Annotated in this window: 30 protein-coding genes and 1 pseudogene; 7 read left to right on the top strand and 24 right to left on the bottom strand. The window is 31.3% G+C overall.

The window, feature by feature from the left end; genetic code table 11:
* Positions 1-20 precede the first annotated feature (20 nt).
* The 4 genes from G9F72_RS06115 to G9F72_RS06100 all read right to left on the bottom strand — a co-directional run bounded on the left by G9F72_RS06115 (position 21) and on the right by G9F72_RS06100 (position 3,564).
* Positions 21-182 carry a YvrJ family protein gene (locus G9F72_RS06115; protein ID WP_164960173.1) on the bottom strand — a complete coding sequence of 54 codons (162 nt, stop codon included), beginning with the start codon at positions 180-182 and terminating at the stop codon, positions 21-23.
* A gap of 160 nt (positions 183-342) precedes the next feature.
* Positions 343-570: a small acid-soluble spore protein Tlp gene (tlp, locus tag G9F72_RS06110; protein WP_164960174.1), complete on the bottom strand. Its 228-nt coding sequence runs from the start codon at positions 568-570 to the stop codon at positions 343-345.
* A gap of 111 nt (positions 571-681) precedes the next feature.
* The gene (gene abc-f / locus G9F72_RS06105; RefSeq protein WP_164960172.1) at positions 682-2,337 is read right to left on the bottom strand and encodes a ribosomal protection-like ABC-F family protein; all 1,656 of its coding nucleotides are present in this window, start codon (positions 2,335-2,337) and stop codon (positions 682-684) included.
* A 324-nt stretch (positions 2,338-2,661) separates the two neighbouring features.
* Positions 2,662-3,564 (bottom strand): LysR family transcriptional regulator, encoded by a 903-nt coding sequence (locus tag G9F72_RS06100; protein WP_164960171.1) that lies wholly within the window; start codon positions 3,562-3,564, stop codon positions 2,662-2,664.
* Positions 3,565-3,698: 134 nt separating this feature from the next.
* On the opposite strand from G9F72_RS06100, the gene G9F72_RS06095 reads away from it, so the two are divergent.
* Positions 3,699-4,118, top strand: a complete 420-nt coding sequence (locus tag G9F72_RS06095) for an OsmC family protein (RefSeq protein ID WP_164960170.1) — start codon at positions 3,699-3,701, stop codon at positions 4,116-4,118.
* A 239-nt stretch (positions 4,119-4,357) separates the two neighbouring features.
* Here the strand turns inward: G9F72_RS06095 and G9F72_RS26925 are convergent, their stop codons facing one another.
* The 3 genes from G9F72_RS26925 to G9F72_RS06085 form a co-directional block, all read right to left on the bottom strand.
* On the bottom strand, positions 4,358-4,480 hold the full coding sequence (locus G9F72_RS26925) for a hypothetical protein (protein WP_263486768.1): 123 nt from the start codon (positions 4,478-4,480) through the stop codon (positions 4,358-4,360).
* 79 nt (positions 4,481-4,559) lie between these two features.
* Positions 4,560-5,021 carry a hypothetical protein gene (locus G9F72_RS06090; protein ID WP_164960169.1) on the bottom strand — a complete coding sequence of 154 codons (462 nt, stop codon included), beginning with the start codon at positions 5,019-5,021 and terminating at the stop codon, positions 4,560-4,562.
* Between the two features lie 346 nt (positions 5,022-5,367).
* A complete protein-coding gene (locus tag G9F72_RS06085; protein ID WP_164960168.1) occupies positions 5,368-6,306 on the bottom strand; it encodes a helix-turn-helix transcriptional regulator in 939 nt (312 codons plus the stop codon).
* Positions 6,307-6,428: 122 nt separating this feature from the next.
* Here G9F72_RS06085 and G9F72_RS06080 point away from each other — a divergent pair, with 122 nt between their 5' ends.
* On the top strand, positions 6,429-6,878 hold the full coding sequence (locus G9F72_RS06080; RefSeq protein WP_164960167.1) for a VOC family protein: 450 nt from the start codon (positions 6,429-6,431) through the stop codon (positions 6,876-6,878).
* Between the two features lie 396 nt (positions 6,879-7,274).
* Here G9F72_RS06080 and G9F72_RS06075 read toward each other — a convergent pair whose 3' ends face one another.
* Positions 7,275-8,543 (bottom strand): RNA-guided endonuclease InsQ/TnpB family protein, encoded by a 1,269-nt coding sequence (locus G9F72_RS06075; protein ID WP_224675993.1) that lies wholly within the window; start codon positions 8,541-8,543, stop codon positions 7,275-7,277.
* Between the two features lie 343 nt (positions 8,544-8,886).
* Between G9F72_RS06075 and G9F72_RS06070 the strand changes: the two genes are divergently transcribed.
* The 4 genes and pseudogenes from G9F72_RS06070 (at position 8,887) to G9F72_RS06055 (ending at position 10,508) form a co-directional block, all read left to right on the top strand.
* Positions 8,887-9,543: a hypothetical protein gene (locus tag G9F72_RS06070; protein ID WP_164960197.1), complete on the top strand. Its 657-nt coding sequence runs from the start codon at positions 8,887-8,889 to the stop codon at positions 9,541-9,543.
* 54 nt (positions 9,544-9,597) lie between these two features.
* Complete coding sequence (locus G9F72_RS06065; RefSeq protein WP_164960196.1) at positions 9,598-10,035, top strand: hypothetical protein; 438 nt, start codon at positions 9,598-9,600, stop codon at positions 10,033-10,035.
* A gap of 184 nt (positions 10,036-10,219) precedes the next feature.
* Positions 10,220-10,348: pseudogene (locus tag G9F72_RS27540) on the top strand (spore germination protein); the annotation flags it as partial.
* Positions 10,341-10,508 (top strand): hypothetical protein, encoded by a 168-nt coding sequence (locus tag G9F72_RS06055; protein ID WP_164960195.1) that lies wholly within the window; start codon positions 10,341-10,343, stop codon positions 10,506-10,508. The pseudogene G9F72_RS27540 and the gene G9F72_RS06055, both read left to right, overlap by 8 nt.
* A gap of 59 nt (positions 10,509-10,567) precedes the next feature.
* Here the strand turns inward: G9F72_RS06055 and G9F72_RS06050 are convergent, their stop codons facing one another.
* The 3 genes from G9F72_RS06050 to G9F72_RS06035 all read right to left on the bottom strand — a co-directional run bounded on the left by G9F72_RS06050 (position 10,568) and on the right by G9F72_RS06035 (position 14,039).
* Positions 10,568-11,467, bottom strand: a complete 900-nt coding sequence (locus G9F72_RS06050; RefSeq protein ID WP_164960194.1) for a 4Fe-4S double cluster binding domain-containing protein — start codon at positions 11,465-11,467, stop codon at positions 10,568-10,570.
* 655 nt (positions 11,468-12,122) lie between these two features.
* Complete coding sequence (locus tag G9F72_RS06040) at positions 12,123-13,178, bottom strand: hypothetical protein (protein ID WP_164960192.1); 1,056 nt, start codon at positions 13,176-13,178, stop codon at positions 12,123-12,125.
* 216 nt (positions 13,179-13,394) lie between these two features.
* Positions 13,395-14,039 (bottom strand): alpha/beta fold hydrolase, encoded by a 645-nt coding sequence (locus G9F72_RS06035; protein ID WP_164960191.1) that lies wholly within the window; start codon positions 14,037-14,039, stop codon positions 13,395-13,397.
* Positions 14,040-14,492: 453 nt separating this feature from the next.
* Here G9F72_RS06035 and G9F72_RS06030 point away from each other — a divergent pair, with 453 nt between their 5' ends.
* Positions 14,493-14,771 (top strand): transporter, encoded by a 279-nt coding sequence (locus tag G9F72_RS06030; RefSeq protein ID WP_164960190.1) that lies wholly within the window; start codon positions 14,493-14,495, stop codon positions 14,769-14,771.
* A gap of 301 nt (positions 14,772-15,072) precedes the next feature.
* On the opposite strand, the gene G9F72_RS06025 is transcribed toward G9F72_RS06030, so the two are convergent.
* The 13 genes from G9F72_RS06025 to G9F72_RS05970 form a co-directional block, all read right to left on the bottom strand.
* Positions 15,073-15,228: a hypothetical protein gene (locus G9F72_RS06025; RefSeq protein WP_224675992.1), complete on the bottom strand. Its 156-nt coding sequence runs from the start codon at positions 15,226-15,228 to the stop codon at positions 15,073-15,075.
* Between the two features lie 20 nt (positions 15,229-15,248).
* The gene (locus G9F72_RS06020; RefSeq protein ID WP_263486762.1) at positions 15,249-15,863 is read right to left on the bottom strand and encodes a reverse transcriptase/maturase family protein; all 615 of its coding nucleotides are present in this window, start codon (positions 15,861-15,863) and stop codon (positions 15,249-15,251) included.
* A 20-nt stretch (positions 15,864-15,883) separates the two neighbouring features.
* Positions 15,884-16,246, bottom strand: a complete 363-nt coding sequence (locus tag G9F72_RS06015) for a hypothetical protein (RefSeq protein ID WP_224675991.1) — start codon at positions 16,244-16,246, stop codon at positions 15,884-15,886.
* Between the two features lie 749 nt (positions 16,247-16,995).
* Positions 16,996-17,145: a hypothetical protein gene (locus G9F72_RS06010; RefSeq protein WP_164960203.1), complete on the bottom strand. Its 150-nt coding sequence runs from the start codon at positions 17,143-17,145 to the stop codon at positions 16,996-16,998.
* Between the two features lie 93 nt (positions 17,146-17,238).
* Positions 17,239-17,397, bottom strand: a complete 159-nt coding sequence (locus G9F72_RS06005; RefSeq protein ID WP_164960204.1) for a hypothetical protein — start codon at positions 17,395-17,397, stop codon at positions 17,239-17,241.
* Positions 17,398-17,499: 102 nt separating this feature from the next.
* A complete protein-coding gene (locus G9F72_RS06000) occupies positions 17,500-17,694 on the bottom strand; it encodes a hypothetical protein (protein WP_164960205.1) in 195 nt (64 codons plus the stop codon).
* Between the two features lie 407 nt (positions 17,695-18,101).
* Positions 18,102-18,869 carry a class I SAM-dependent methyltransferase gene (locus G9F72_RS05995; protein ID WP_164960206.1) on the bottom strand — a complete coding sequence of 256 codons (768 nt, stop codon included), beginning with the start codon at positions 18,867-18,869 and terminating at the stop codon, positions 18,102-18,104.
* Between the two features lie 319 nt (positions 18,870-19,188).
* Positions 19,189-19,680, bottom strand: coding sequence for a hypothetical protein (locus tag G9F72_RS05990; protein WP_164960207.1), 492 nt, complete (start codon positions 19,678-19,680; stop codon positions 19,189-19,191).
* 337 nt (positions 19,681-20,017) lie between these two features.
* Complete coding sequence (locus G9F72_RS05985; protein ID WP_164960208.1) at positions 20,018-20,746, bottom strand: class I SAM-dependent methyltransferase; 729 nt, start codon at positions 20,744-20,746, stop codon at positions 20,018-20,020.
* A gap of 364 nt (positions 20,747-21,110) precedes the next feature.
* Positions 21,111-21,404: a hypothetical protein gene (locus G9F72_RS05980; RefSeq protein WP_164960209.1), complete on the bottom strand. Its 294-nt coding sequence runs from the start codon at positions 21,402-21,404 to the stop codon at positions 21,111-21,113.
* A gap of 264 nt (positions 21,405-21,668) precedes the next feature.
* Positions 21,669-22,769, bottom strand: a complete 1,101-nt coding sequence (ltrA, locus tag G9F72_RS05975) for a group II intron reverse transcriptase/maturase (protein ID WP_224676271.1) — start codon at positions 22,767-22,769, stop codon at positions 21,669-21,671.
* A 170-nt stretch (positions 22,770-22,939) separates the two neighbouring features.
* The gene (locus G9F72_RS26920) at positions 22,940-23,074 is read right to left on the bottom strand and encodes a hypothetical protein (protein WP_263486759.1); all 135 of its coding nucleotides are present in this window, start codon (positions 23,072-23,074) and stop codon (positions 22,940-22,942) included.
* Between the two features lie 240 nt (positions 23,075-23,314).
* Complete coding sequence (locus G9F72_RS05970) at positions 23,315-24,241, bottom strand: hypothetical protein (protein WP_164960079.1); 927 nt, start codon at positions 24,239-24,241, stop codon at positions 23,315-23,317.
* Positions 24,242-24,315 lie beyond the last annotated feature (74 nt).

Here is a 24,315-nt window from a genome sequence, read left to right as displayed (position 1 = left end):
AAAGATACCATTTGGTATCCTTATTTTTCGATTCTTCCTATAACGGCGGATATAGCTACTGTTAAGTCAGCGATAGATTTATTGAGATCCTCAATTTTCTTCTCAAATCTTACTAGCAAATATATACTCACACCTATAGGGAAGCCAACTGTATTAACCAGTTTAACAAATGCATCATACATGAAGCATTACCTCCCTCACCGTTATAAATAATATATATGCTTATTCTAATTATTTTTCATGAGTTTTTTAAGTATATTTTTTTCCATTTACTTGCTATTAAAAAAACATCGAACTCCAGTTTGGAGTCCGATGTTTTTTACTTTTTAATATCCTACACCTCTATCTATACCCGTTTTTTTTATCTATTGACTCATCTCTCATTTCTGATTTCATACCATTAATAGCTTCTTGTCTTCTATCATTCTTTTCTTCTAGTGTTTTTTTGATTTTTCCATCGTCTGTTTCTTCAATAGCTTCTTCAGTAAGATGAAAGTTTTCAATTGTATTACTGATATTACGTTGTATTTTATTTGCGTTATCTGTTCTGTCATCTGGTTTATTTTTCATCATAATCTCATATCTCCTTTGTTTGATTTAATAATTCATCCATTATTATTATATCTACAAAAATATTTATTATGCACCAACTAAAAATACATAAATTTAAATAAATTATTACTATTGTGTGTTCTCGCTTTTGATTCCCTGCAACTGCTTTAATACTTCGTAATATTCCCTATCCAATTTCTCAAGATCATCCCTTCTAGATGGAATGGAAAGCTTACCAATAAGCTCTGATAGGCGGTTTTCAAGAACAAAAGTTTCTTCTTCGAAGTCTTCTGCTCTTACATCTATTTTATTGTCCTTTTTTTCTATATATTCTTCATAACTGCACCGAGCGGTGATCAATTTGTGTTTTTCTATGGATAATATACTATTTGCAATTGTACTTATAAATCTTCTATCGTGGGAGACAAATAGAAGTGTTCTCTCATAATCCACTAGTGCCGCTTCTACAGCCTCTAAGGAATATATATCCAGATAATTTGTTGGTTCATCCAAAATAAGCAGGTTAATATCACTCAAAAATACCTTTACAAAGGAAGCCTTTACTCTTTCCCCTCCACTTAGTACTTTAACCTTCTTATAGACCTCTTCTTTTTTAAATAGAAGTCTACTCAAAAGAATTCGTGCAAAGGTTTCATCGTAAATACTATTTTCCATTACATTTTCCAGGATGCTAAGCTCCTCATTAAGAATATTCATGTCCTGACTGAAGTAACCTATTTTTGCACCCTTAGCTGTTTTAATAGATATATCTCCTTCTAAAATCATCTTAATAAGAGTACTCTTCCCACTACCATTAGCACCAATAATCGCAGTTCTTGAGCGATTATAAATATCAAACTCCGTACTATTAAATATAATTTTATCTCCAAAAGACTTACTTATATTCTTTCCTGAAATAACTATTTTACTATAAAGCTCACCATTACCTAATGCATCTAGCTTTATATTTTGTATTATTTTCGGCTTTTCTTTTACCTCAAGGTGATCTATTCTAGCTTTCATGTTCGCAGCAGCTCTATCTAGGTTGGCCTTTGCCTTCTGGTTTCCCATTTTACTATGAAGTCTAGCTTCTGAATTTCCCATTCTTGCTGGAGCCTTTCTCATAATCTTTACCTTTTGTTTTGTATCATTTATGGCATCCTCAAGCTTTTTTTTATCTTTTCCATACTGCTGAAATTCAAATAATCCTCTTTCTATTTCTAAATCCTTTTGAAGCTTAAAGGCTGTATAATTACCCTTATATTCCTTCAGCTTGACCTCCTCTATATCTAGTATCTTATTGCATAACTTATCTAGAAACTCCCTGTCGTGCGATATGATTACAAGGGCGCCCTTATATTTATTAAACTTATTGCAAAGAAGCTCGATTCCCTCCATATCCAAATTACTTGTAGGCTCATCTGCAAATATTATGTCACTGCCACTATCAAAACATTTAGCCATTTTAAATCTTGTTTTCTCACCGCCACTTAAATAATTGTTCCAGTTATGCACAGTACCAAATTTATTAGCTGTTTTTTTGTCTATATCTTCATATTTCTTAGAACCAAGTTGATCTACCACACTATAACTTCCGTACCTTTTAACCAAACCTGTGTCAGGCTGTGCCTCTCCACAAAGTATATTAATAAGTGTAGTCTTCCCTGCACCATTAAGCCCCACAAGGCCAATCCTGTCCTCTGAATATATTTTTAAATTCTCTATATGAAGTATAAGTTTATCTCCATAATATTTCTTAATATTTGCACCTTCAATTAATAACATAAAAAAACCCCTCCTTTAATTTGGAGAGGATAATACTTTGCTTTAGTTTAATAATTATCATAAAAGTACCCTAAAGCATTACAAATAATACTCTTAGGAATCATATTTAAGGTAATATTCACATCAACAAGTTAATATCCACTCACAGTTTTAATAAAATGCACAACAAAAAAATCCTAAATGGGGAATTTTTTATCGTCTTATTAAAAAAATTCTTTAAGTGAATTATATTCTCATATCTCCAAATACCTTACCTTTCATAGATTATACCTAATTATAGAATTAAGAATAATTATTGTCAATGATAACTTGTGCATCATATAATCATTTCTGACAATACTGCATGGGAAGGATTTTCTTAGTCATATTCAGCAGAGCCCGTAAAGCGGGTGACATCCATTTGTCCTTATGGTAAATTACTTGAGTCAAGAATTCAAAAGGTGGGCCACACCAGCTCAATTCAACAAGCCGCCCTTTTGATAGTTCTTCTTCAACTGTAATTTTGGGAAGTATTATGATTCCTAAACCGCTAATTGCAAGCTGTTTCATAGATTGAATACTACCAATTTCCATAATTGATTTGGGAGTCAAACCGCAACCGCTGAGTATGGCCATTAGTGTTTTCCGATAGCTACAGTCTTGCTCTGCTAAAATAAGAGTATAGTTAACGATGTTTTCAGGATATACACCAAGGGACTTTGCAAGAGGATGGTTAGGTTCTGCCAGCAGTACTAAAGGTTCGGGGATCGCCAGTTCAACAATGAAATCCGAACTTGTTATCATACTCTCCAAACAAAAGGCCACATCAATCTGGTTATCAAGCAAGAGTTCTTGATACTCCGTAGATTTTATAGTTTTTAATATGATTTCAATGTCAGGAAACATACAATGGAATTCTTTGAGAAGGTTATCTATCCGTGTTGTGCATAATGATTCCCATGCGCCTATTGTCAAGACTCCTTTTGGAGCCTTATGATCTTTTATTGTATTTCTTGCCTCTTCACACAGAGCAACGATTTGCCTTGCATAAACAAGAAATTTTTTACCCTCATGAGTAAGTGAGATATTCTTCCTAATCCGTTCAAATAAACGAACTCCTAGGTCACTCTCTAGTAGTTGTATCTGAGATGTGACAGTAGGTTGAGTGTATCCAAGCATAGATGCTGCTTGAGTAAAACTATTGAGATCTGCTACAGCAATAAATGTACTAAGTTGACGAAATTCCATATTATTATCCTTTCTTCATCCATAAATTTTTACTATGATTATGATTGATTATATCAATTTTTCTTTTCTAATTCTATGAGTTAATATTAAATCAAACACATACCAAATTATAAATATAGGGGGAATTAATTATTATGATGAATGCAGTAGTAAAATGGGTTGGAGAAGGAGTAACATTTGAATGTACAACTCCAGATGGAGCAAAATTCCTGTTAGCTGGTCCCGCAGAAATGAATAACGGAAAAGTTCTAGGACCAAAGCCAATTGAAATACTTCTTCATGCGGTTGCAGCATGTACAAGTGTAGATATAGTTACAATGCTTAAGGCTAAAGGGGCTCAAATTTCAGGGTACGAAGTGGTTGTGAATGGCGAAAGAGGAACAGTGGCTCCAAAGCCTATCGAAAAAATCAATCTTTTATATAACATAAAAGGAAAAGGTATGACCCCTGAAATGATAGAAGTTGTGCTTAAAATTGCTTTTGAAGTTGAAAGTGGTGTTGCAAATACTTACAAATCAGATATTACCTGGTCTTTTAATCTTATTGAAGAATAATTTTACATTTGCCGTTATAAGACTTTAAAGATAAAATTAAAATTTCTTTTAAAACCGGTGTCTGTAGCAATGTAAGCAAAAGTGGATTCGTCGGAATCCACTTTTGTATTTAGAAAATAAATAATTATTTATTCTATTGAATTCTTATTCATCGAATTAACGTTTCTTGTTGCCGACGTTCCTGAACCTTAGCGCGACCGCGCTTGGTGAAGGAATGTGCCTTGGCGATTGGTCATCGATTAACCTATATATAGATTACAAACCATAAAATTACATGTTACTATATAAAAAAAGCCACCAGCCAAGGCGAATGGCAACATTTTGTTATTTGATGTTTCAGGTCTTTTACTATCTACATGCATAAGTTTACCCCTGACCGAATCTCTTCTAATGTAATTTCTAAAATAAGAATAAAAAGGTACTAATATAATTTTTTGCTCATTAGCTTGATTTAAACTTAGAATTATCATAATTATATGGAATGCTTGTTCCTACAGCTACATCTTCAATTTTTTCGATGATTAGCCAGTCATCCATATTACTTTGACGATCAAATTCTAAAGGAGTAATTTCCTTAACATCTTTAAACTCAACTATGCATAAGCATTTTTTATGCCATCTTTCTTTTTGCTTACTAGATAGATTAAGCAGGCTTTGATTATCCTCAAGTATTTTTACAATTTCATCCTCTGTCAATTTAACATAGTTTTGAACACTTACTACCATAGCCATAGCAGAGACCTTTCCTGTTCCTTTTTTCATAAAGTACAACGTTTCACCTTTAAAAACTCTGCTATGTGGGATTTTCCTACCTGCCGCACCTCTTACAATCATAGTTTTGGTACCAGCAAGGATTTTCTCAAAAACCTTCTCTTTGTCATCACAATATACCAAATGTACCATTCTTTAATTACCCCCTTCATTTTATATAAATAATTTTTATTTCGTCTAAAAATACAATTGTAACTTATCCCTTATATCACTAAAAACAAATCACTTAATGCGTAAACATAAATTTCCTTAGATCTGAAATGTCACTAACTCTTAGGAGTGTTCCTGAAGTTGAGTGGATTATAAACTAGCCCCCTATTAGCCAAGAAACTGATTTAAACATTATAATCCTCAATTTCAGAAACACTTTAGTTGAACGATGCCGCCTTAGCACTCTAGTATCAACTTGACTGATCCTTAGGAGTAGTTCCTGCCAAGAAATCAGTATGCTTCACAATAATGTGAACTGCATGCTGATTTATAATTTTTGATAATAATTTAATAGATTCTCTATTTTTTCTTGAATAAGATGTTTTAGCGATTTAGGTTTTACTGATACAATGGAATTACCATATCTAATAAAATAATTTGCAATAAATTCTTCTTCGCCTAAATTATAGAACCCCCTTATAAGTGTCTTAGTCCCACTTTCTATTTTCATTGATGGATATTGCTCTTTATAAAAAATATCCTTTGCATGCTTTAAAATCTCCACTTCAAACTCAACACTTTTTTCAGATTGATAAAATTCTAAAGAACGGTTGATGAGTTCTTCAACAGAAAATTGTGTTTTATCATTATGAAATTCTAACAAAGTTATTCTATCACATCTGAAAACTTTATATTTATTTGTATTCATCTCTATTCCAGTAGCATACCACTGTCCAAACTTAGCAGAAATTTTAAAAAACTGAATATGGTAACTTACTTGTTTGTTATTTTTTAAATATTGAATCTTACAACTAATTTCATTAAGAATACTTTGTAAAATTTTATCTAAAAACTGACTAACATTATTATGCTGATTCGCTTCAAATTGTAAAACTTTTTTCATCTGATGAATTTGTTTTATTTGTTCTTTAGAAAGACAATTTTCAAATTTTTCATTTAGTTTATTAACACTTAAATGGAATGGCGTAGATTGATAAGACTCTAACGCCAACATTGCAAAATATAAAGCATACACTTCATCAAGAGTAAAGTTAATAGGTGATAATAACCTGTGTTTTAAGATACCATATCCTCCATGTCTGCCATACTCTGAAAAAATAGGCATACCTAATTCTTCTAATGAACTAATATCACGCAAAGATGTACTTTTTGAAATATTATATTTATCCATTAAATCACTCAAATTAAAGAACTCTCGATTATTTAAGTATCTTATCATGTCATTTAATCTTTCTGATTTTTTCATACAATCCCCCTATTAAAGGTGTCATATTTTGATACCTTTATATATTATAATAAATTTAAGGTAATATATCAATTTTATAAAATATATGCCTGAAAATCACTATAAAAAAGGAGATTAATACTATGAGTAAAACACTAGAGATTGCTATTTTTCTTTCAATGAATGGGAAAACACAAGAAGCTATAAATTTCTATAAAAAACATTTCAATGCAGAGGAATTATTACTGGTTACGTACCAAGATATGGCAAAGCGAGATAATACAATACAGATTACTGATGAAAATAAAAATTATATCTCTCACTCTATTTTATCAATTGGAAAAACTAAGGTAATGATTGCAGAAGATACAATGGATACTAATGAAAAATACAAAGTTGGTAATAACACATCATTATGTATTCAAAGTGCTGACTTAAACGAAATTGAAGATTTTTATAATAGCTTAATTACAGATAACAGAGTTAGAATCATCGTTCCATTATCTAATAATATGTTTAGTAAAGCATACGGGATTATTGAAGACCCATTTGGTATTCAAATTCAACTAATGTTTGATAATAGATTGAAATAAAGTTTCAGCATGCTACACATTTCAATGTGAGATGCATGCTGAAATTTTATTTCCTATTCAAATGCAATAACATGTCTTGTCATTTTTTAGAACATTACTCTAATATTTCTATCAATTAGCTGAGACCGTCATAGTTCTCTCTTTGTTAACAAGGTAGAAGTGATTTAATTAAATTTCACTTTATAATATGCATAAGCAGCAATATATGAAAAATCCCATTTACTAAGGTATTTTTAAAATAAATGGATTGAACCCTCCCCCACCTGTAGAGGAAGGGGATTCTTTTTTATAAAGAAGTTTGCTTTAACTTTGAACCTAATAAATTAGGCAGCCTTATTCTTTTTGGCGTGTCCAAGTACGCCCTATACTGTAAATATTTCTATTCCCAGCCTACATTTAAGCTATTCTTGTCCTTATGGGGTTTAAATACTCTTTATGATTTAAGTTAATTTGTTTTATGTTAGATTTTCTCATTATATTAAGTGAGCCATTTATATCAGCATTTAATATCAAGTCTTTAGATGATTTGTATTGTCCTCTTGATATTCTTTTACCACTAAATAAGTATCTTTTCTTATTCAAAGCACTATAAATAGGCATACTATCATTTGCTAAAAAATCAGCTTTTGAAGTATAGCTTTCTTCTTGTTCTATTAAATTAATATTATATCTTTGGCTCTGATAAGTCAGCCTTTCTCTTATATTACCAATTGGAATATTAACAAAGTTTTGATTATTGACTTTACCCAAATTTACTTTTCTTTGAATAGTTGGGTTATAACCAACTACAATACTACCTATATCGTTATTTAAACAATAATCAATAATTACCCTAACGGTCTTATTGAGATAATCATTAACTCTATTACTCCTTTTATTCCATAGTTTCTTCTGAGCTTTAGTGGTCGTTTTAATCTTTTGCTTATCTTTAATTGATTGGAGTCTACTATTTTCCTTATTAGCCCATTGATTAATGGATTTAAGTTTTTTTCCGTCAATTATAAATGCTTTACCATCATTAATAGTACAAGCACATAAATTATCTATTCCTAAATCAATAGCAAGTGTGTTGTTTTTATTTAAATTTCCTTTGAACTCATCAATTTCATATACCCATTGAATTTCAAAGAACCTTGCATCATTTTTAGGTAATATCCTAACTTCTTTAATTGCCTTACCTTTTAAATTTGAAGGTATGTTAATCTCAACCTTACCATAAAGCCTTTTGAAAGTAGTTGACATTGGTACTGAAAATTTATCTTTAGAAGAATTAAATTCATTAAAGATAAGATTAAAAAATCCATCTTTAGGTAAGTACCCAGGTAATTTAATATCTCTATATTGATATTCTCCTTTTTTAGCCATTTTTATTAAAGCAAAAAATGACTTGAAGTTTCTATCAGCAACTTTCAGCATTTGCTGTGCTGAATTACTATTAAGCATAGTGTAATTCTCATTATATTTACATAGGTGATAATTGCTGTTGTATCCAAGAAACTTCTTTTCAGTAAAATAATATTGTCTAATATTATATAAAGCTACGTTATACATATTTTTAGATAAAAAACATAGTCCTCTAAGAGCTTCATAATTGCTAGAATTTAAATGCTTAAGCTGTTGTTTTTGAACACCAAATAAGACTGATTTAGTAATTTTTTTAGTCATTATGAATCCTCCGCTCTTGAATATTCATAATAATATTATTTACTATATCTAAAAAAATATAACAATTTACTTTATTTATAAAAAAATAATAAAAGAGGTTACTACAAGGTTGGCTAACGCCAAATGAAAATTCACCACCCACTTATAGAAGATGGGTGTACTCTTTTCATAATACGATAGAATGTAATCGAATAATTTCAAGGTATTGTTAATACACTTATTATATATAAGTGTAGAGTTATTATGGCGAGAGCTTCTATTTATATTCTTTATCTGCCCTTGCTGGTGATGGACCAGAAATTGTGAGTTATGAAACATAGTATTTTAGATTGGAGATAATCTTATGAGTGGTGATGATGTTCTAAATAAAAATGATAATAATACACTAAAAGGAATTAGTGAAGAGGGTAACTCTAATGAAAAAACTAGAGAACAACGGATAAATACAATTATCAGTGATTTAAATGATTTAATCAATGATATTAGAAATTCAAGGCAAATAAGTGATGCGGTAGTTCAAAGTCAATCACTAAATTTAAATCAAGGGCCAACCGCAAGTCAGACGATAACTGATAGTGAAACTCCAACTCAAAGTCAATCGACACCCATAGGTCAAGGGTCAACTCAAAGTCAGGCACCTAGTGCTACTGCAAATGTAACTACAACTATTACTCAAACAGCTCAAACCTTGGTAGCATTAAATTCAATTAAAACTGAGTTGTGTAGATTACCCTTAGATTTTTGTGAAAGAGAATATATTGCTAACTGTGTTATTCCTTTAGAGACTGCGATGGAATTTATATCAAGAACAGGCTTTGAATTAGCAACTTCAGTAAGTATTTTAACTACTTCACCAATAGTTCCACGTAAAAAGGGAAAGCTAAAGGATACAATTCATACAATATATAGTATAAATGAAGAGGTTGAAGATATTTATAAGGTGTTGAGAAAGAGATTGAAAAAATTAACTCAGGAAGATAACTGCTGTACATTTCCATGAACTGCATGCAGCTAGTTATAGTAGAAATATTTTAGATAGGTGAGTAAATGAATTATGGATGAGAATAGCATATTATCATATCTTAATTTTGCAAGACAATTAAATGAATCATTAATAAAAGGTCAGACATCCCCCAAAAGTGACTTAAATATGGAAGTAACCGCAGCTATTAATAATACTGATGCATTGTTAACAGCTATTAATTCAATTAAGACAGAATTATGTAGATTACCTTTAAACTTTTGTGAAAGAGAATACATTGAAAATTGTGTTAATCCTATATTAATAGCATTATTCTTTCTGTCTTTTACATCATATGAACTGGCCTTTACTGTATCTATATTATCTTCTTCACCTATTGTTCCGCCTAAAAAATCAAAACTGAAGAAAACAATTCGCATAATATATAATATTAATGAAGAATGTGAAGAGCTATATAAGTTGTTGAAAAAGAGGTTAGAACCATTAATACAGGATAATATAAACTGTTGAAAATTTCCATAAGATATTTGATCAAGGGATTTCAACTATATTCCAAATACAAATTAATTAGTGTAAATATAAAAACAGCAATAATAATTATTTATCTTACTGCTGTTTTTATGTTTTTTATAAAACGCAAAAACTCTATTTTTTCAGTTTTCTATGTTTTTTAGACCTTGCAAAAAAAACACTTGATGAGGTTAATAATCGCCTTAGCAAAATAGATATTGATGGAGTGTTAGAGTCAAATTATATTGATGAACTAATTTGCGATTCTCCAATGTCAATACTTAAAACTGTTGGTAATTCTGTCCATGTTTGATACTATAAGAAATACTGTAAAGATTTCAGGTAAAAGATTGTTTTGGTCACACATGAAGGTATTAATAGTTGCCCTTGGAGTTGCCTCAACAGCGAAAGCTCTTTATATTACAAAGAAAGATACTATTGATTTGATAGATAAAGTCTGTGAAATTATTTAGAAGCTAGTATTACAGAGACCATTAAAACAGTTCAAGAAAAGACTGATACCAGTTGAATTTTACAATTCAAATAAAATTTTCAAATTTCTTGGAATTACTTCGTACCATTCATTTATTCCGAGCATGTATATTTTTGTTTTAAATTCCTTAGAAAAAGTATCAATAGGCTTTCCATCTAACAACATATTAGTTTCTTCTTCTGTAAATGATACACATTCAATAACATTATCTACCTGCTCATAATTCATAGGACAATTACGCTGACATATTAAACAATCATACAATGTGTGGTGTGCTGTTACAGGAATCCAGGCTGGAAATTCACCAGGAATCTCATTAATACATGATAAACATTTTTGATTATCTATTAAAAATCTATCCTTACGAATAGCCCCTGTCGGACAACTTTCAATACACAAATTACATTTATCGCAGGCCTCTGCATTCTTCACTTCACTCCAAGTGTCTTCCTTACACATCATATCTGAAAAATATGATGCATATGAAAAATTGCTTCCTAAACCGTCAATATACGTAATATTGTTCCGCCCATACTTTGCCAATCCACTATGGGTTCCTAATCTTTTCATTGGCAAATTCTTTGTTACCTCAATAAAATATCCTTTTTCCTCTACATATTTTCTTAAATATTCTTCAGTTTTATTAAAATCAGCACGTACCAAACTTAAAAAAGTCTTCTTTTTTCCTTCTTTAAGAAAATCGACTTTAGCATAAAATGGATGGTGAATTGCAATGAGTATAATCGAATTAACTTTAAAATCTTCTTCAAGTATCTCAAATTGGTACAATTCATTTATAATCCATTTTTGAAAACCATTAAGTTCTTCTTGATCCTTAAAATCTCCAATAATCTCCTTTAGTTCTTTTAAGTGTTCTATTGAAATAACTTTTAACCTATCGCCATGTTCAATCGCAACCTTTTCAAATCCACTTTTCATGTTAATTAACTCTCCCCCTTATATTGTAAAGAACATATTAACTTTTATTTATCCATTTTTACCATTTTGGCTCATTGTTGTATCACTAAAAATAAAATCACTATCATCCACTTATACAATATTTTTAAAGTAGCTCCGTAAAATTCACTTAGCCCTTTACTATTTCCTATTACTCCGTAATAGTTGAAATAGCCCCTGTACTTTGAATTCAACATTTCCACTATTTTTTTAATCTTTTACTACGATTTTCTTTACACCATAGGCTAAACGCCTTTATAGGATTCTTCTGTATTGACTTCCGTGACGTTAACCACGTCGTCATCTGCATTCTAAGTTTATGAGGCTGAATATTCTTCAGGAGTTACGGTTCTCTCTGTGGCCTATATAGTTCTCTGTGTACGCTTCGTCTTGCTGTTACCAGCTTCAACGCAACACTCGATATGAGTGGTTGGTTAGACCTTTCTCAACAAGGACTTTCACCTTGTAAGTAGATGCCAAGCTTTGCTTGGCGCACTAACGTTTCCCATTGCCGAAGCCTTTGAGCTTGACCCCAAAGGAATACTTCTTGGCGGAGCTTGTCTCCCAGCGAAAAGGTTTGGGTCGGAGCACAGCGGAGGCGGTAATGTACTGTTAGATGAAGGTTGTTTAGTTCCTTTTATTTGTATTTATAATCAGATATTAATCTCTTTATTTCAACTCTATTACTAATTGAACGGTGCATTATATCACTATCTTGTATAAAATTCTTTATTTTTGAAACATTTAAACCACACGCAAGTATTATTTTGAAATATAAACGTTTTCTAATTTCTTCTGCTATTGTTTTCTTAAAAGAGAGTCTGATAAAGAGTATTTCATACGCAGAAAGAACAGCTATACAGATTAAAAATGGTATGAATAATATGCTTAATACTGACCCCATCGACATAAGTATAAATAGCTTTTCGAAATTAAGTTCATTAAATTGTGAAACTATATGAGCAATTGAGTTCCACATCATACTAAGACCAATAATTATCAATATTGCATTTGAAAATGTAGCTACCTTTTTATATCCTCCTTTATCACGGTATTCAGCAATTACTATCATCATTGAAACAAACACAGTAATTGGAACAATAATTAGTTCGATTAACAAAGCAAAAGAATGCAAATTCATAATAAATTGAAATACAATTGTCACTTTTATATTTTGAATAATGATATTTATAAAGTATCTATTGTCATCAGCATCCCCAATAGCAAAAAAAAGCATTATAAAACCAACGAATAAAAGCCAAAGAATTGTTACTTTCAAATGAGTAATATTCCATAGACCAAGCTTTCTCATCAATAATATAATCAAAATATTATAACCTACTGCCGATAGCCAAATGATTAATAGTTTTCTTGAAAAGAACACTTTGAGCACATTGAAGAAAGAATTTTTAACCTTTTCTTCTCTTAGCAAAATTAAAATTGCAACAATTGACCAAATTAAAATCGCTAGTTGGCGGTTGCTCAGCATCAAATCGTTATTTAAAAAATATCCCTTGAATTTTATGAAGCTAACAAGTGCATTCTGATAAAAAAGCACCATATTGTTTGTTATGTTCTTTATCATCACCTCGATGGTATTTTTTGTATACATATAATTGAAATACAACTGGTAAAGCAGTACTGACTGTACTAAAACTACAACATGAATAAAAATCCTATATACTCTTTTCAATGTCTTTTCACCACCTTTGAATAAAAACAAGTGTATATTCAACTTTCATCTAACGTTCCGTGCTGCCGACGTTCCTGAACCTTAGCGCGACGCGCTTGGTGAAGGAATGTGCCTTGGCGTCCTTGCATATTTAACCTATATATTGATTATAAACCATAAACTTACACAATGCTTTATGAAAAAAGCCCACCAGCCAAGGCGGACGACAGCATCTTGTTATATGTAGTATAATTCCATTGCACTCGCCATTTCTATAATAGGTAATGAATCTTCTGTACCTACTATAAGTAAAGTTCTTTTTCTTATCTCAGAAAGTCTTTCTGATGCAAGAGGCTTTGCTATTTGTGCCAAGTCTTCTAATAACCATTCTAAGGATGTATCCTCAAACATATTCTTTAAGAGTTTTTGAGACTTTAAATCTCTTTGTCGCCACATTGGATTATTAAGCATAAACTCAATTGACTGATTGAAATTCGCATCTCTTTTTATTATAGACATTCCTGCCAAAGCCCTTTGAATGCTCGCTTCATCATTTTCATACGAATAACCATTTAGCGAAGAGCCACTTAATACCAAAAACTCAACTAAATCTGGATGTTGAAGTGTGAAATCTATAGCAATGCTTCCTCCCATAGATACTCCGACTATATGTGCCTTATCAATCTCTAAGTAGTTTAACAACTCTTTACGGTCTTCGACGAATGAGAATGGTGTACTTGGCTTGTCTGATTTACCAAACCCTCTTATATCAAATCTTATAACCTTAAAATGGTTTCCAAATAACGCAAATTGGTTATCCCAAAGTCTTAAATCAGTATATCCACTATGGATTAAAACAAGTGAGTCTCCTTTACCTGTCATCTCATAGTAGATTCGAGTACATTAACTTTTGCAAAGGAATTTATTTGCATCAACTTCATCTCCTTTATTACGATTAACTATGCTTATTATGCTTATTTAAAATACTCTTTTATCTTCTCATATGTTTAAAATCTAATAATTTCTTGAATTCTTATAATTTTATTATTTAACATTAATATTACCATAATATCCCATAAAAATCTATCCTCTCATACTGAAAGACAATAAAAACCGAGAGATTTTAGAAACATTATAATTAATATTAGTTCGCAAATTATTACAATTGTGTCTTAATAATATACTTAAAAATCTTTGAGCTGGCACTTTGTTATATGTAGTTTTAATCACTACACTTTGAATAATACCTATTTAATGATTATATTAAAATGTGAACAATAGCATGCATTACATCATATGATAAATATGAAAGACTTTGTATAGGAGCGAAATCATATGAGACAGTACCTACAATTTAGGCAATACGGGCCTCCGGATTATCCACCACCAACAACTATTCCACCAAAACCTAAAAATTCCTATATTATCGACTGCTTTTACTCATACACCTATGTGTGGCCTATAAATGGAAGACCCTTCTGGTTTTATCCCACAAGAATTGAGTATGGAGAAGTTTCGGGTTATAGGTGGACTGGAAGCTACTGGACATTCTATGGGTTTGATCCGGACCTCGTGGATGAGGTTGCATGTTATCCGGTTCCTACTCTTTACTAAAGCTGTATTAGAATAGTTAAAGTACTTTAAAAGGCCCTAAACCAGTTAATCACCTTGAGGGCCTTTTAGTACTATTTTTCAATTATTATCTTTATAGAATTGATGATACTTTTAAAGCTCTGTTGGTGAAAATATATCAATATTGTGCCTTAATAATATAGTTAAAGAACTTTGAGATGGCACTAAGTTATAAGAAATTACATAGTCACGGTAGAGACATGGATTGCTCCATACCCCCCCGCACAGATCCCGGCGTGCGGAACTACCGCACCGGGCTCTTCAAATATACTCGCTTCCGTACTTAAACAAAACATTCTTCAAATCTAATATGATTATCAGTCTTTTCAACTACTTTAGGCTTAATTAGACCATACCATTTCATCTTTTCACTAAACTCATCCCAATTAAAGCTTTTCCTTTGACTCCTACGATTCAGCCATTTATACAATATTTCCAAGGTTGAACTATAAAATTCACCTATACCTTTGCTATTTCAACTATTACTCCGTAATAGTTGAAATATCCCCTGTACTTTGAGTTTAGAGTTTCCACTATGTTTTTAATTCTTTTACTACGGTTTTCTTTGCACCACAGGCTAAACGCCTTTATAGATTTTCTTAATTTGCTCCTACTGGTTCTCCTTCTTATTACATCTTTACCTTTATTGGATACTGCCCAGCGAAATTCAAATCCAAGAAATTCAAAGCTTGTATTTTCATATTTTCTAAAGCGAGAGAAACTTATAATCTTAGTTTTCTCCTCGGCTAATTCTAATTTGAACTTACCAAGCCTTTTTCCTAGTACTTTGTAAAACTTTTCAGCATCTGCTTTATATCTGAATGCACATATAAAATCATCCGCTAGACGACATATATATGTTTCTCCTATACAAGCAGGTTTTACAATTTTCTCAAACCATAAATCTAAAGCATAATGTAAATAGATGTTAGTAAGTATCGGACTGACAGTTGAGCCTTGAGGACATCCAGTTATTGGGTTTATAACTTTCCCATCGGTATCTAATATTCCTGCTTTGAGCCACTTCTTTATTAACCTTAAAAATGCTTTATCTTTTATTCGTAACTCTAGCATCTTTAATAACCATTGATAGTCTATATTTCCGAAGAAGTTGCTTCCAATATATTAGCTACCGCTTTTTGTATTATTTTATCTCTCAATGTTGGGAGTCCTAATGGTCTTGTTTTTCCATTTCCCTTTGGTATATACACTCTTTTTACTAACTTTGCTTTGTACTTCTTGCCCTTAAGTTCTTCAACTAATTCTCCTAGATTTCCATCTAAATTATTTCCAAACTCTCTAGCTGTTTCTTTGTCTATTCCTGTTGCTGACTTCTTATTTATGTCTTTCCATGCTTGGTACAAAGCTTCTTTATTCAGCAATCCATATAGATTACCAAATTTGTAGTTTTTATTTTGTTTTGCTTTTGTTGCTATTCCCCTCAGTGATGTTTGCATTATTTCCTCCAGTCCTGCAGTCCGGATAATGTTTCATTTGCGGGCTACATATATCTGTTAATCTCTTCCCCATGTAGACGGCTCTCCCGCCCTCAGAGTACTATGAATTAATCCGAACTCCTATGCGCATTGGTCGTCCTCTTTTTTCGATTGGATAGACCTACCTGTCAAAGGAGCTATAGGATTCCTCCCAAGTTCCTAGCATCTCTCTCTATACATGCCACGTTCTTGGACCCCAGCAGACCCTCGAGAATCTCACCTTTTACGATTCTTCTGTACTGACTTCCGTGACGTTAACCACGTCGTCATCTGCATTCTAAGTTTATGAGGCTGAATATACTTCAGGAGATACGGTTCTCCTTGTGGCCTATATAGTTCTCTGTGTACGCTTCGTTTTGCTGTTACCAGCTTCAACGCAACACTCGATATGAGTGGTTGGTTAGACCTTTCTCAACAAGGACTTTCACCTTGCAAGTAGATGCCAAGCTTTGCTTGGCGCACCAACGTTCCTGAACCTTAGCCCGACGGGCTTGGTGAAGGAATGTGCCTTGGCGGTATCTTTTGATTTTCTTAGTTTGAAACATTACTTCCTGTTTAGCTTGTCCTCCCTAAAGGACTCTCCAGCCAAGGCGAACGGCAACATTTTGTTATGTGAAGTTTCAGGTCTTGCACTCTCTATGGTACGTGCGGTTTCCACTAATCTATTCATTATTTACTCCACTATAAATGAATATTACACATAACTGAGACTATTTTGAATTATTATTTATATATGTGTTGAGTGCTTGAATACCCTTGGATGATACACTAATAATTTCTATATAAGCCATTATTCTAAGTATATATTTAATAATAGATATGAAACCAATTGAACCCAATAAACCCATAAGATTACTCATTGAATTCTCCCCATTCAAATACTAATTTGCACTTTAAAAACCTGTGACATTATTCATATTCTTACTGATGAAGAATTCAAGAAAATTATGAACCTACAATTTGTTATTTGTCTTTTCATTAATATAAATATCAAGTGCTTTAATTCCTCTATTAGCAAGTTTTACAAATAACATAAACCCATAAATCCCTAATCCCAACAAACCTAAAATGATTATTAGATTTAAAGAACTTAATATACTAACAATTGCCATAAAACTTCCCCCTTTTTTTTAATAAAATTTACTTCACAATAATTATACAAATTGTATATATTGTATTTCTAGAATTTACATAACCTATAAGGATATAGTAAATTACTCATTGACCTTAATGAATTTTTTAATCAAAGTTTGCCCTATTATTAAGAATGGTACTGTGATACAAAGATATACCCAAAAATTTAAATGATATGCATTTTTTATAGTTAGCGCTATTGACAAGCCTAAAATAACCCATACAGAATTAATTGCAATTAATGTTCCTTTTGAAACGCCATTTTTTTTAGCCACCAAAACTCCCCCTTGTTAATTTACTATATTCCACCAATGTTAATTATCTTTTACATTGTAATAACTGAAAATCACTAGCTGTGTAAGAAAATTTAAGATAGGCCTGAAATGTCACATAACGCTTCTTGTTGCCGACGTTCCTGAGCCTTAGCCCGACGGGCTTGGTGAAGGGATATGCATTGGCGGTAGTAGAATGATAACCTATATATAGATTATAAACCATAAATTTACACATTGCTATATAAAAAGAGTCCACTAGTCAAGGAACGGCAACATTTTGTTATGTGATGTGCAGGTCTTGCACTCTCTATATAGTGGGCAATTTCCACTAATCCATTTATGATTTAATTCACTATTTAAGAAGAGTGTGAATTAATAGATTGTAAACAATGGTCATATAAAAAACATTATTTTCTTGCCAAATATAACTCTATCGTGTCATATACAGTTAAAACATTACTATTTTCCAGAATAGCATTTTCAATTTCACTGTATAATAATTGCTTTGTAGACGCTATCATACTTCTATGATCTGAATATGTATTTAATAGCGAAATATAACCTGAAGAGTTAAATACTCGTGTTTGATGATATAACTTTACTTCTAAGTCTCTAAAACCATATGATTGTATAGTTTTTGATATCTTATTATATCTTGCTGTATCATTTTCTATGAATTTAGCATTTGAAGGTCTATATTTTTGGTATATACTTTGAATTTTTTGATGCAATAAATCATCTTCTCGTTTTACAAATGGTTTATTCCAAAACAATGCTAATGTTCCATTATTCTTTAATACCTTTAATGCCTTTGGATAACCTATATCTTCGGGAATCCAATGAAATGCTGTTGCAGAGTAAAGAATATCAATACTATTATCATTACACTCAAAATCCTCAAATGAAGTATTGTATACACTAAAATTTTTATATTCTTTAAATTTTTCTTTCGCGTATTCTGCAAGGTCTTTTCCAAGTTCAATGGCTGTTACATCACATCCTGTCATCAGAAAAGGCATAGTTGCTTGACCAGTACCAATTCCAACTTCTACTGCTTTTTTATTTTGATTAAGTTCAGAATATTGAATAATATCATTGAATAATTCTTTACAATATGTTGGTCTCCATTTATCATAATTTTTAACATCTTCATTAAATGTAAAACGCTTGTCCATACTATACCTCCCAAATAAAATAGAAATAATTTTTATTCGTCTTAATTACCAGTGTGAATTACTTTTTATATTTGAATAGCTAGAAATCACTAACTGCGTAAGAAAATTTCAGATAGACCTGAAATGTCACATAACGTGCCTTACTCCCGACGTTTGCCAGCCTTAGATAGCTCCTATCTTAGGTTGGTAAATGTGCGTAGCGAATGGGAGTATTTTGTTATGAGATGTTTTAGGTCTTGCATTCTCTTTAAGGCGTGCAATTTTCACTAACATTTTCACTAATTAGTTCACAAAAAAGAAAGATGCGACTTAATACAAATCACTTTTTAGTTTCTTTTTTCAAAAGTATACAGTTTATATAATAAGATGCTATTAACATAATCAATCCAAAGAAATTTGGGATTATTAATTTAGTATTTTTAAATATATTTTCATAATGATATAAAGGTGTTAAATAAATTGCACCCCACATAGATATTATCATTCCAATAGCAGGTAGTATTATAACTAATTTTCTTATTCTTGCTAGTTCTGCACTAATGTAATAGAAAATCATACTGCATATCCAAAAATTTAACACAAGCCATGCGTGAGATAATCTAATATTAAATTTAGTTTTAAAGTAAGTAAGGGTTAAAATAAATATTATGAATAGAACAATTACAGGAGCAATTATAGTAAGTTTCAACATTGCGTCCAATCTCTTTTTTATTTTGAAATTAATTTCTTTATGATATCTATAAAAAATATTTTTTGAAAATATCATAAAAGAAACAATTAGTAAACTAACCCCTAAAATTAAGTATGCCATAAATGATTTCTCCTCCTTATAAAATATGATGTAAGATAATACTTCTAAGTCTTTTCAGTTAATTCATTGGCTTATACATGTCTACTAAATAGTAGTATTTTTTATATGAATGTAATAATATTAAAAAAACTTCTTCGATAGAATAACTTTCAATAGACCTAAAATGTCTCATAACGCTCCTTACTCCCGACATTAGCGAACGGGAGTATTTTGTTATACGTAGTTTTTGCCACTACACTCTAAGCTGAGCCTATTCTCCCTATCTTTATACTTGTTTCATGATATACGAAAAACTCGTGCTAAATATACACATTGCATAGGGTTATATTCATAGAGTTCAACTATGTTTTCTTAACAAAACATGGTTGGAAAAAGATATATTTTTATAATCGTCCATATCAGAAACCTTCATTTCAAGTTCAAACATCTTATCTTGCCAAATTGAGTCAAATCTTATTTCATTGATGTTTGCATTTAAAGCATAAAATGTTCTGATTCCAAGTACTTTTTCAATATTAATATCTTTATCACCAACCCAATCAATTATGTCGTTCATTGTATAATAATTTATCTGTCCAAAATAAGCCGCATTATTTACTCCACCATTAAGTAATGAGATTGCTTGGTCTAAATTGTTTTCAAAAGCAACCTTTTGCATTATCCTTCCATTGAGGTTATGTTTTACAATAGATATTATTCCATTAGGTTTAAGAACTCGGCAAAATTCTCTTAATATATCTTTTCGTTCTTCTGCATATTCCAAAACATTATGACATACTACTACATCAAAGGAATTATCTTCTTGTTGCTTTAATTGCTCTATATTCCCAATAATCTGATGGTAACTGTTTTCACATATTCTTTCTTCTTCTATTTCAACATTTGGTTCTATTGCAACCACATCATTGTTCTTTGCTAAATGATTTGCTGTAATTCCAAGTCCACTCCCGAAATCAAGAATTTTAGAATTTGTTATTTGAGACAGTTGTTCCCAAACCAATCTATAATACATTATGCTCCAGGGTTTTTTAGTATTTTCTAAATATATTTTTAAATCATTATTCATTATGTTCCCTCCATTTTTATAAATAATCGTTAGTTCGTAGTTTTCTACTATTGTATTTAATAAAACCAAATCCAAAACTTTTAAGATATCACTCTGTTTATCTAAAATTACGTATAACGTTTCGTGTTGCCAACGTTCCTGAACCTTAGCGCGACGCGCTTGGTGAAGGAATGTGCCTTGGCGTAGATTTATGATTTTCTTTATTTGAAAGGTACTCTTAGGCACTTAACTTTTTTCCATTAAGGTATTTTCCAGCCAAGGCTAGTGGCAACATTTTGTTATGCGGAGTTTTAGGCATAACACCTTGAAAAAAACATACTACAGTTCACCTTAAAATTAGTTGGCACTAAAAGAAAAATGTTAATTAGTTATTGTATTTCTCAAAAAATATATAAGGAACTATACTTACATATAATGCTAAAAAGAACCCGTCTGCCATATTATAATACTTTCCTGAAATACTTGTACTTCTGATAACTTTCATTGTAACTAAATAGAATGTAAAAATAATAAAAAGAGTAAATATGGTTCGCCAGGTCTTTTTATTTATCCACTTACTTATCCATCGTGTTAGTCCTGATTTTTTATAAAATGTAGAACAAGCAATAAATGTTAAAAAAAATATAATTCCATTTAATAAAATATTTGTCCAATCCATAAATTCTCACCTACTTTCTCTAATTCACACTTTCTTACAACTACGTCTCAATCGGGTTAAATTTAATAACTTATGAGCAATCACTTTTTTTGCCCTAAATTCCGTAGTCATGGTAGAGACATGGATCGCTCCATACCCCCTGCACAGATCCCGGCGTGCGGAACTACCGCACCGGGCTCTTCAAATATACTCGCTTCCATACTTAAACAAAACATACTTCAAATCTAATTTGATTATCAGTCTTTTCAACTACTTTAGGCTTAATTAGACCATACCATTCCATCTTTTCACTAAAATATCCCAATTAAAGCTTTTCCTTTGACTCCTACGATTCAGCCATTTATACAATATTTCCAAGGTTGAACTATAAAATTCACCTATACCTTTGCTATTTCCTATTACTCCGTAATAGTTGAAATATCCCCTGTACTTTGAGTTTAGAGTTTCCACTATGTTTTTAATTCTTTTACTACGGTTTTCTTTGCACCACAGGCTAAACGCCTTTATAGATTTTCTTAATTTGCTCCTACTGGTTCTCCTTCTTATTACATCTTTACCTTTATTGGATACTGCCCAGCGAAATTCAAATCCAAGAAATTCAAAGCTTGTATTTTCATATTTTCTAAAGCGAGAGAAACTTATAATCTTAGTTTTCTCCTCGGCTAATTCTAATTTGAACTTACCAAGCCTTTTTCCTAGTACTTTGTAAAACTTTTCAGCATCTGCTTTATATCTGAATGCACATATAAAATCATCCGCTAGACGACATATATATGTTTCTCCTATACAAGCAGGTTTTACAATTTTCTCAAACCATAAATCTAAAGCATAATGTAAATAGATGTTAGTAAGTATCGGACTGACAGTTGAGCCTTGAGGACATCCAGTTATTGGGTTTATAACTTTCCCATCGGTATCTAATATTCCTGCTTTGAGCCACTTCTTTATTAACCTTAAAAATGCTTTATCTTTTATTCGCAACTCTAGCATCTTTAATAACCATTGATGGTCTATATTTCCGAAGAAGTTTCTAATATCAGCTTCTACCACATAACTGTATTTTCCTCTTAATTCATCTGTAATGTCTCTAACAGCTTTTTGTGCCCCAACATTAGGTCTATACCCATAGCTACATTTTAGAAAATCTTGTTCATATATTGCTTCCAATATATTAGCTACAGCTTTTTGTATTATTTTATCTCTCAATGTTGGGAGTCCTAATGGTCTTGTTTTTCCATTTCCCTTTGGTATATACACTCTTTTTACTAACTTTGCTTTGTACTTCTTGCCCTTAAGTTCTTCAACTAATTCTTCTAGATTTCCATCTAAATTCTTTCCAAACTCTCTAGCAGTTTCCTTATCTATACCTACTGCTGACTTCGTATTTATGTCTTCCAGGCTTGGTACAATGCATCCTTATTCAACAGTCCATATAGATTACCAAATTTGTAGTCTTTATTTTGTTTTGCTTTTGTTGCTATTCCCCGCAGTGATGTTTGCATTATTTCCTCCAGTCCTGCAGTCCAGATAATGTTTCATTTGCGGGCAAATCCGTATGCTCTTTGAAAAATTATCTTATCATTTTGCTGTACTAACACTACTCCCGAAAATGGTTTTACTTTATTTATCTTATCAATTATTTTTTCAATATTAAGATTGTTCAAATCCAATTTATATTCCTCCTTGCCCCTTAAAGTAACTAAAAACTATAGTTCGCTTATATATGTCTATGAATGCACTAGTGCCAAACTAGAAGAGCATTTTTTCTAACGTTTATCCATTAAAGACGTTCTTGAGCCTTAGCGGGACCTCGCTTGGCAAAAGAATGTGCTTTGGCTTCTTCAAAGGCTTGGCCTAATTTAGCCAAAGCGAACTTTAATGAAGTGTTAGGCGTAGTCCACAATTATTTATTAGTAAATTCCTGATTTTTTTAAAATTTCTTCTGATGTCATATCTGTCAATTGTGAAAATGAAATATTTTCTTTTTCTATTAAATCTAAGATAAGCTTAGCTCCTAAGTAGTATAAACTTCTTTCGGGAATTCCATATTTCTGAACATGGCTACCACTAATTGCCCATTTGTATGTAGTTTCAATATCTTTACTTTCCAATTCTGATTTTAAGTTTCTCCACAGTTCAGCACTTCTTCTGCTAATTTCCTCATACTGTTCTTTCTTATAAAATAGCAGTTCTCTCAATCTATCAGCAGTAATTTTTTCTCCTTTAATTATTGACGGAGCTACAACTGCTAAACCTTCTTCAATTAAATTGAATTTCAATTTTGTATTATTAAATAAATCTAGTATTTCTTTACTAACAAAAGTATTTTCCAGCTTTGTACCAGTCATTTCTTCTAATATTTCTTTTTTATTTACTCTAATTACGTGATAAAATTCATGTAATAATAAATCTTCATATTTACTAACATTCGGATAATTTGCAACCTGTTCTAACCCAATAGCTAAAACAAATTTATTATTAACGCATGTACTACAGCCAGTCATAGTGTTATATCCAAAAACTAAATAGCATTCAATTAAAGTATTTTCAGATATTGAAAACATCTTTTCAGCCTTTTCTAAAATCTTTTGAGTTAAGTCAATAAAATCCTTATTGGAGAGCTTTTTATACTGGTCTTCATACGATTTAAAATCTAGTGAGCTTACAGTAGCATCTAATCCACTTATACCAGTGTATATATGTGTCATAGCTAACCCATCCAATATATCTTTATTAGGCTCATAATAATATTTCTTATACGCATCCAATTTATTCATATGTTCTTTATGTGCTAAAAATATTCCAAAATCTTTTCGAGTATCAATAACTTTTATCATAATGATTTCCCTCCTAGGTAAATTTTTTATGTTAGAAAGATTACGCCTAACGTCTCTAATTTCCGATGCCAAGA

This window comes from Clostridium estertheticum, assembly GCF_011065935.2.
GTDB lineage: Bacteria > Bacillota > Clostridia > Clostridiales > Clostridiaceae > Clostridium_AD > Clostridium_AD estertheticum_A.
This window is presented reverse-complemented; position numbering and strand designations above follow the sequence as displayed.

Excerpts from the sequence above, each read along its gene's own strand:
- G9F72_RS06005 (WP_164960204.1), bottom strand. The coding sequence starts at position 17,397 with ATGGCAATTGTTAGTATATTAAGTTCTTTAAATCTAATAATCATTTTA.
- G9F72_RS26925 (WP_263486768.1), bottom strand. The coding sequence starts at position 4,480 with ATGCATGTAGATAGTAAAAGACCTGAAACATCAAATAACAAAATGTTG.
- G9F72_RS06075 (WP_224675993.1), bottom strand. The coding sequence starts at position 8,543 with ATGACTAAAAAAATTACTAAATCAGTCTTATTTGGTGTTCAAAAACAA.
- G9F72_RS06115 (WP_164960173.1), bottom strand. The coding sequence starts at position 182 with ATGTATGATGCATTTGTTAAACTGGTTAATACAGTTGGCTTCCCTATA.
- G9F72_RS06035 (WP_164960191.1), bottom strand. The coding sequence starts at position 14,039 with ATGACAGGTAAAGGAGACTCACTTGTTTTAATCCATAGTGGATATACT.
- G9F72_RS05980 (WP_164960209.1), bottom strand. The coding sequence starts at position 21,404 with ATGGATTGGACAAATATTTTATTAAATGGAATTATATTTTTTTTAACA.
- G9F72_RS06050 (WP_164960194.1), bottom strand. The coding sequence starts at position 11,467 with ATGAAAAGTGGATTTGAAAAGGTTGCGATTGAACATGGCGATAGGTTA.
- G9F72_RS06085 (WP_164960168.1), bottom strand. The coding sequence starts at position 6,306 with ATGAAAAAATCAGAAAGATTAAATGACATGATAAGATACTTAAATAAT.
- G9F72_RS06020 (WP_263486762.1), bottom strand. The coding sequence starts at position 15,863 with ATGCTAGAGTTACGAATAAAAGATAAAGCATTTTTAAGGTTAATAAAG.
- G9F72_RS05970 (WP_164960079.1), bottom strand. The coding sequence starts at position 24,241 with ATGATAAAAGTTATTGATACTCGAAAAGATTTTGGAATATTTTTAGCA.
- G9F72_RS06030 (WP_164960190.1), top strand. The coding sequence starts at position 14,493 with ATGAGACAGTACCTACAATTTAGGCAATACGGGCCTCCGGATTATCCA.
- G9F72_RS06080 (WP_164960167.1), top strand. The coding sequence starts at position 6,429 with ATGAGTAAAACACTAGAGATTGCTATTTTTCTTTCAATGAATGGGAAA.
- G9F72_RS05995 (WP_164960206.1), bottom strand. The coding sequence starts at position 18,869 with ATGGACAAGCGTTTTACATTTAATGAAGATGTTAAAAATTATGATAAA.
- tlp (WP_164960174.1), bottom strand. The coding sequence starts at position 570 with ATGAAAAATAAACCAGATGACAGAACAGATAACGCAAATAAAATACAA.
- G9F72_RS06065 (WP_164960196.1), top strand. The coding sequence starts at position 9,598 with ATGGATGAGAATAGCATATTATCATATCTTAATTTTGCAAGACAATTA.
- G9F72_RS05990 (WP_164960207.1), bottom strand. The coding sequence starts at position 19,680 with ATGGCATACTTAATTTTAGGGGTTAGTTTACTAATTGTTTCTTTTATG.
- G9F72_RS06015 (WP_224675991.1), bottom strand. The coding sequence starts at position 16,246 with ATGCAAACATCACTGAGGGGAATAGCAACAAAAGCAAAACAAAATAAA.
- G9F72_RS06100 (WP_164960171.1), bottom strand. The coding sequence starts at position 3,564 with ATGGAATTTCGTCAACTTAGTACATTTATTGCTGTAGCAGATCTCAAT.
- abc-f (WP_164960172.1), bottom strand. The coding sequence starts at position 2,337 with ATGTTATTAATTGAAGGTGCAAATATTAAGAAATATTATGGAGATAAA.
- G9F72_RS06095 (WP_164960170.1), top strand. The coding sequence starts at position 3,699 with ATGATGAATGCAGTAGTAAAATGGGTTGGAGAAGGAGTAACATTTGAA.
- G9F72_RS06055 (WP_164960195.1), top strand. The coding sequence starts at position 10,341 with ATGTTTGATACTATAAGAAATACTGTAAAGATTTCAGGTAAAAGATTG.
- G9F72_RS06010 (WP_164960203.1), bottom strand. The coding sequence starts at position 17,145 with ATGAGTAATCTTATGGGTTTATTGGGTTCAATTGGTTTCATATCTATT.
- G9F72_RS05985 (WP_164960208.1), bottom strand. The coding sequence starts at position 20,746 with ATGAATAATGATTTAAAAATATATTTAGAAAATACTAAAAAACCCTGG.
- G9F72_RS06090 (WP_164960169.1), bottom strand. The coding sequence starts at position 5,021 with ATGGTACATTTGGTATATTGTGATGACAAAGAGAAGGTTTTTGAGAAA.
- G9F72_RS06070 (WP_164960197.1), top strand. The coding sequence starts at position 8,887 with ATGAGTGGTGATGATGTTCTAAATAAAAATGATAATAATACACTAAAA.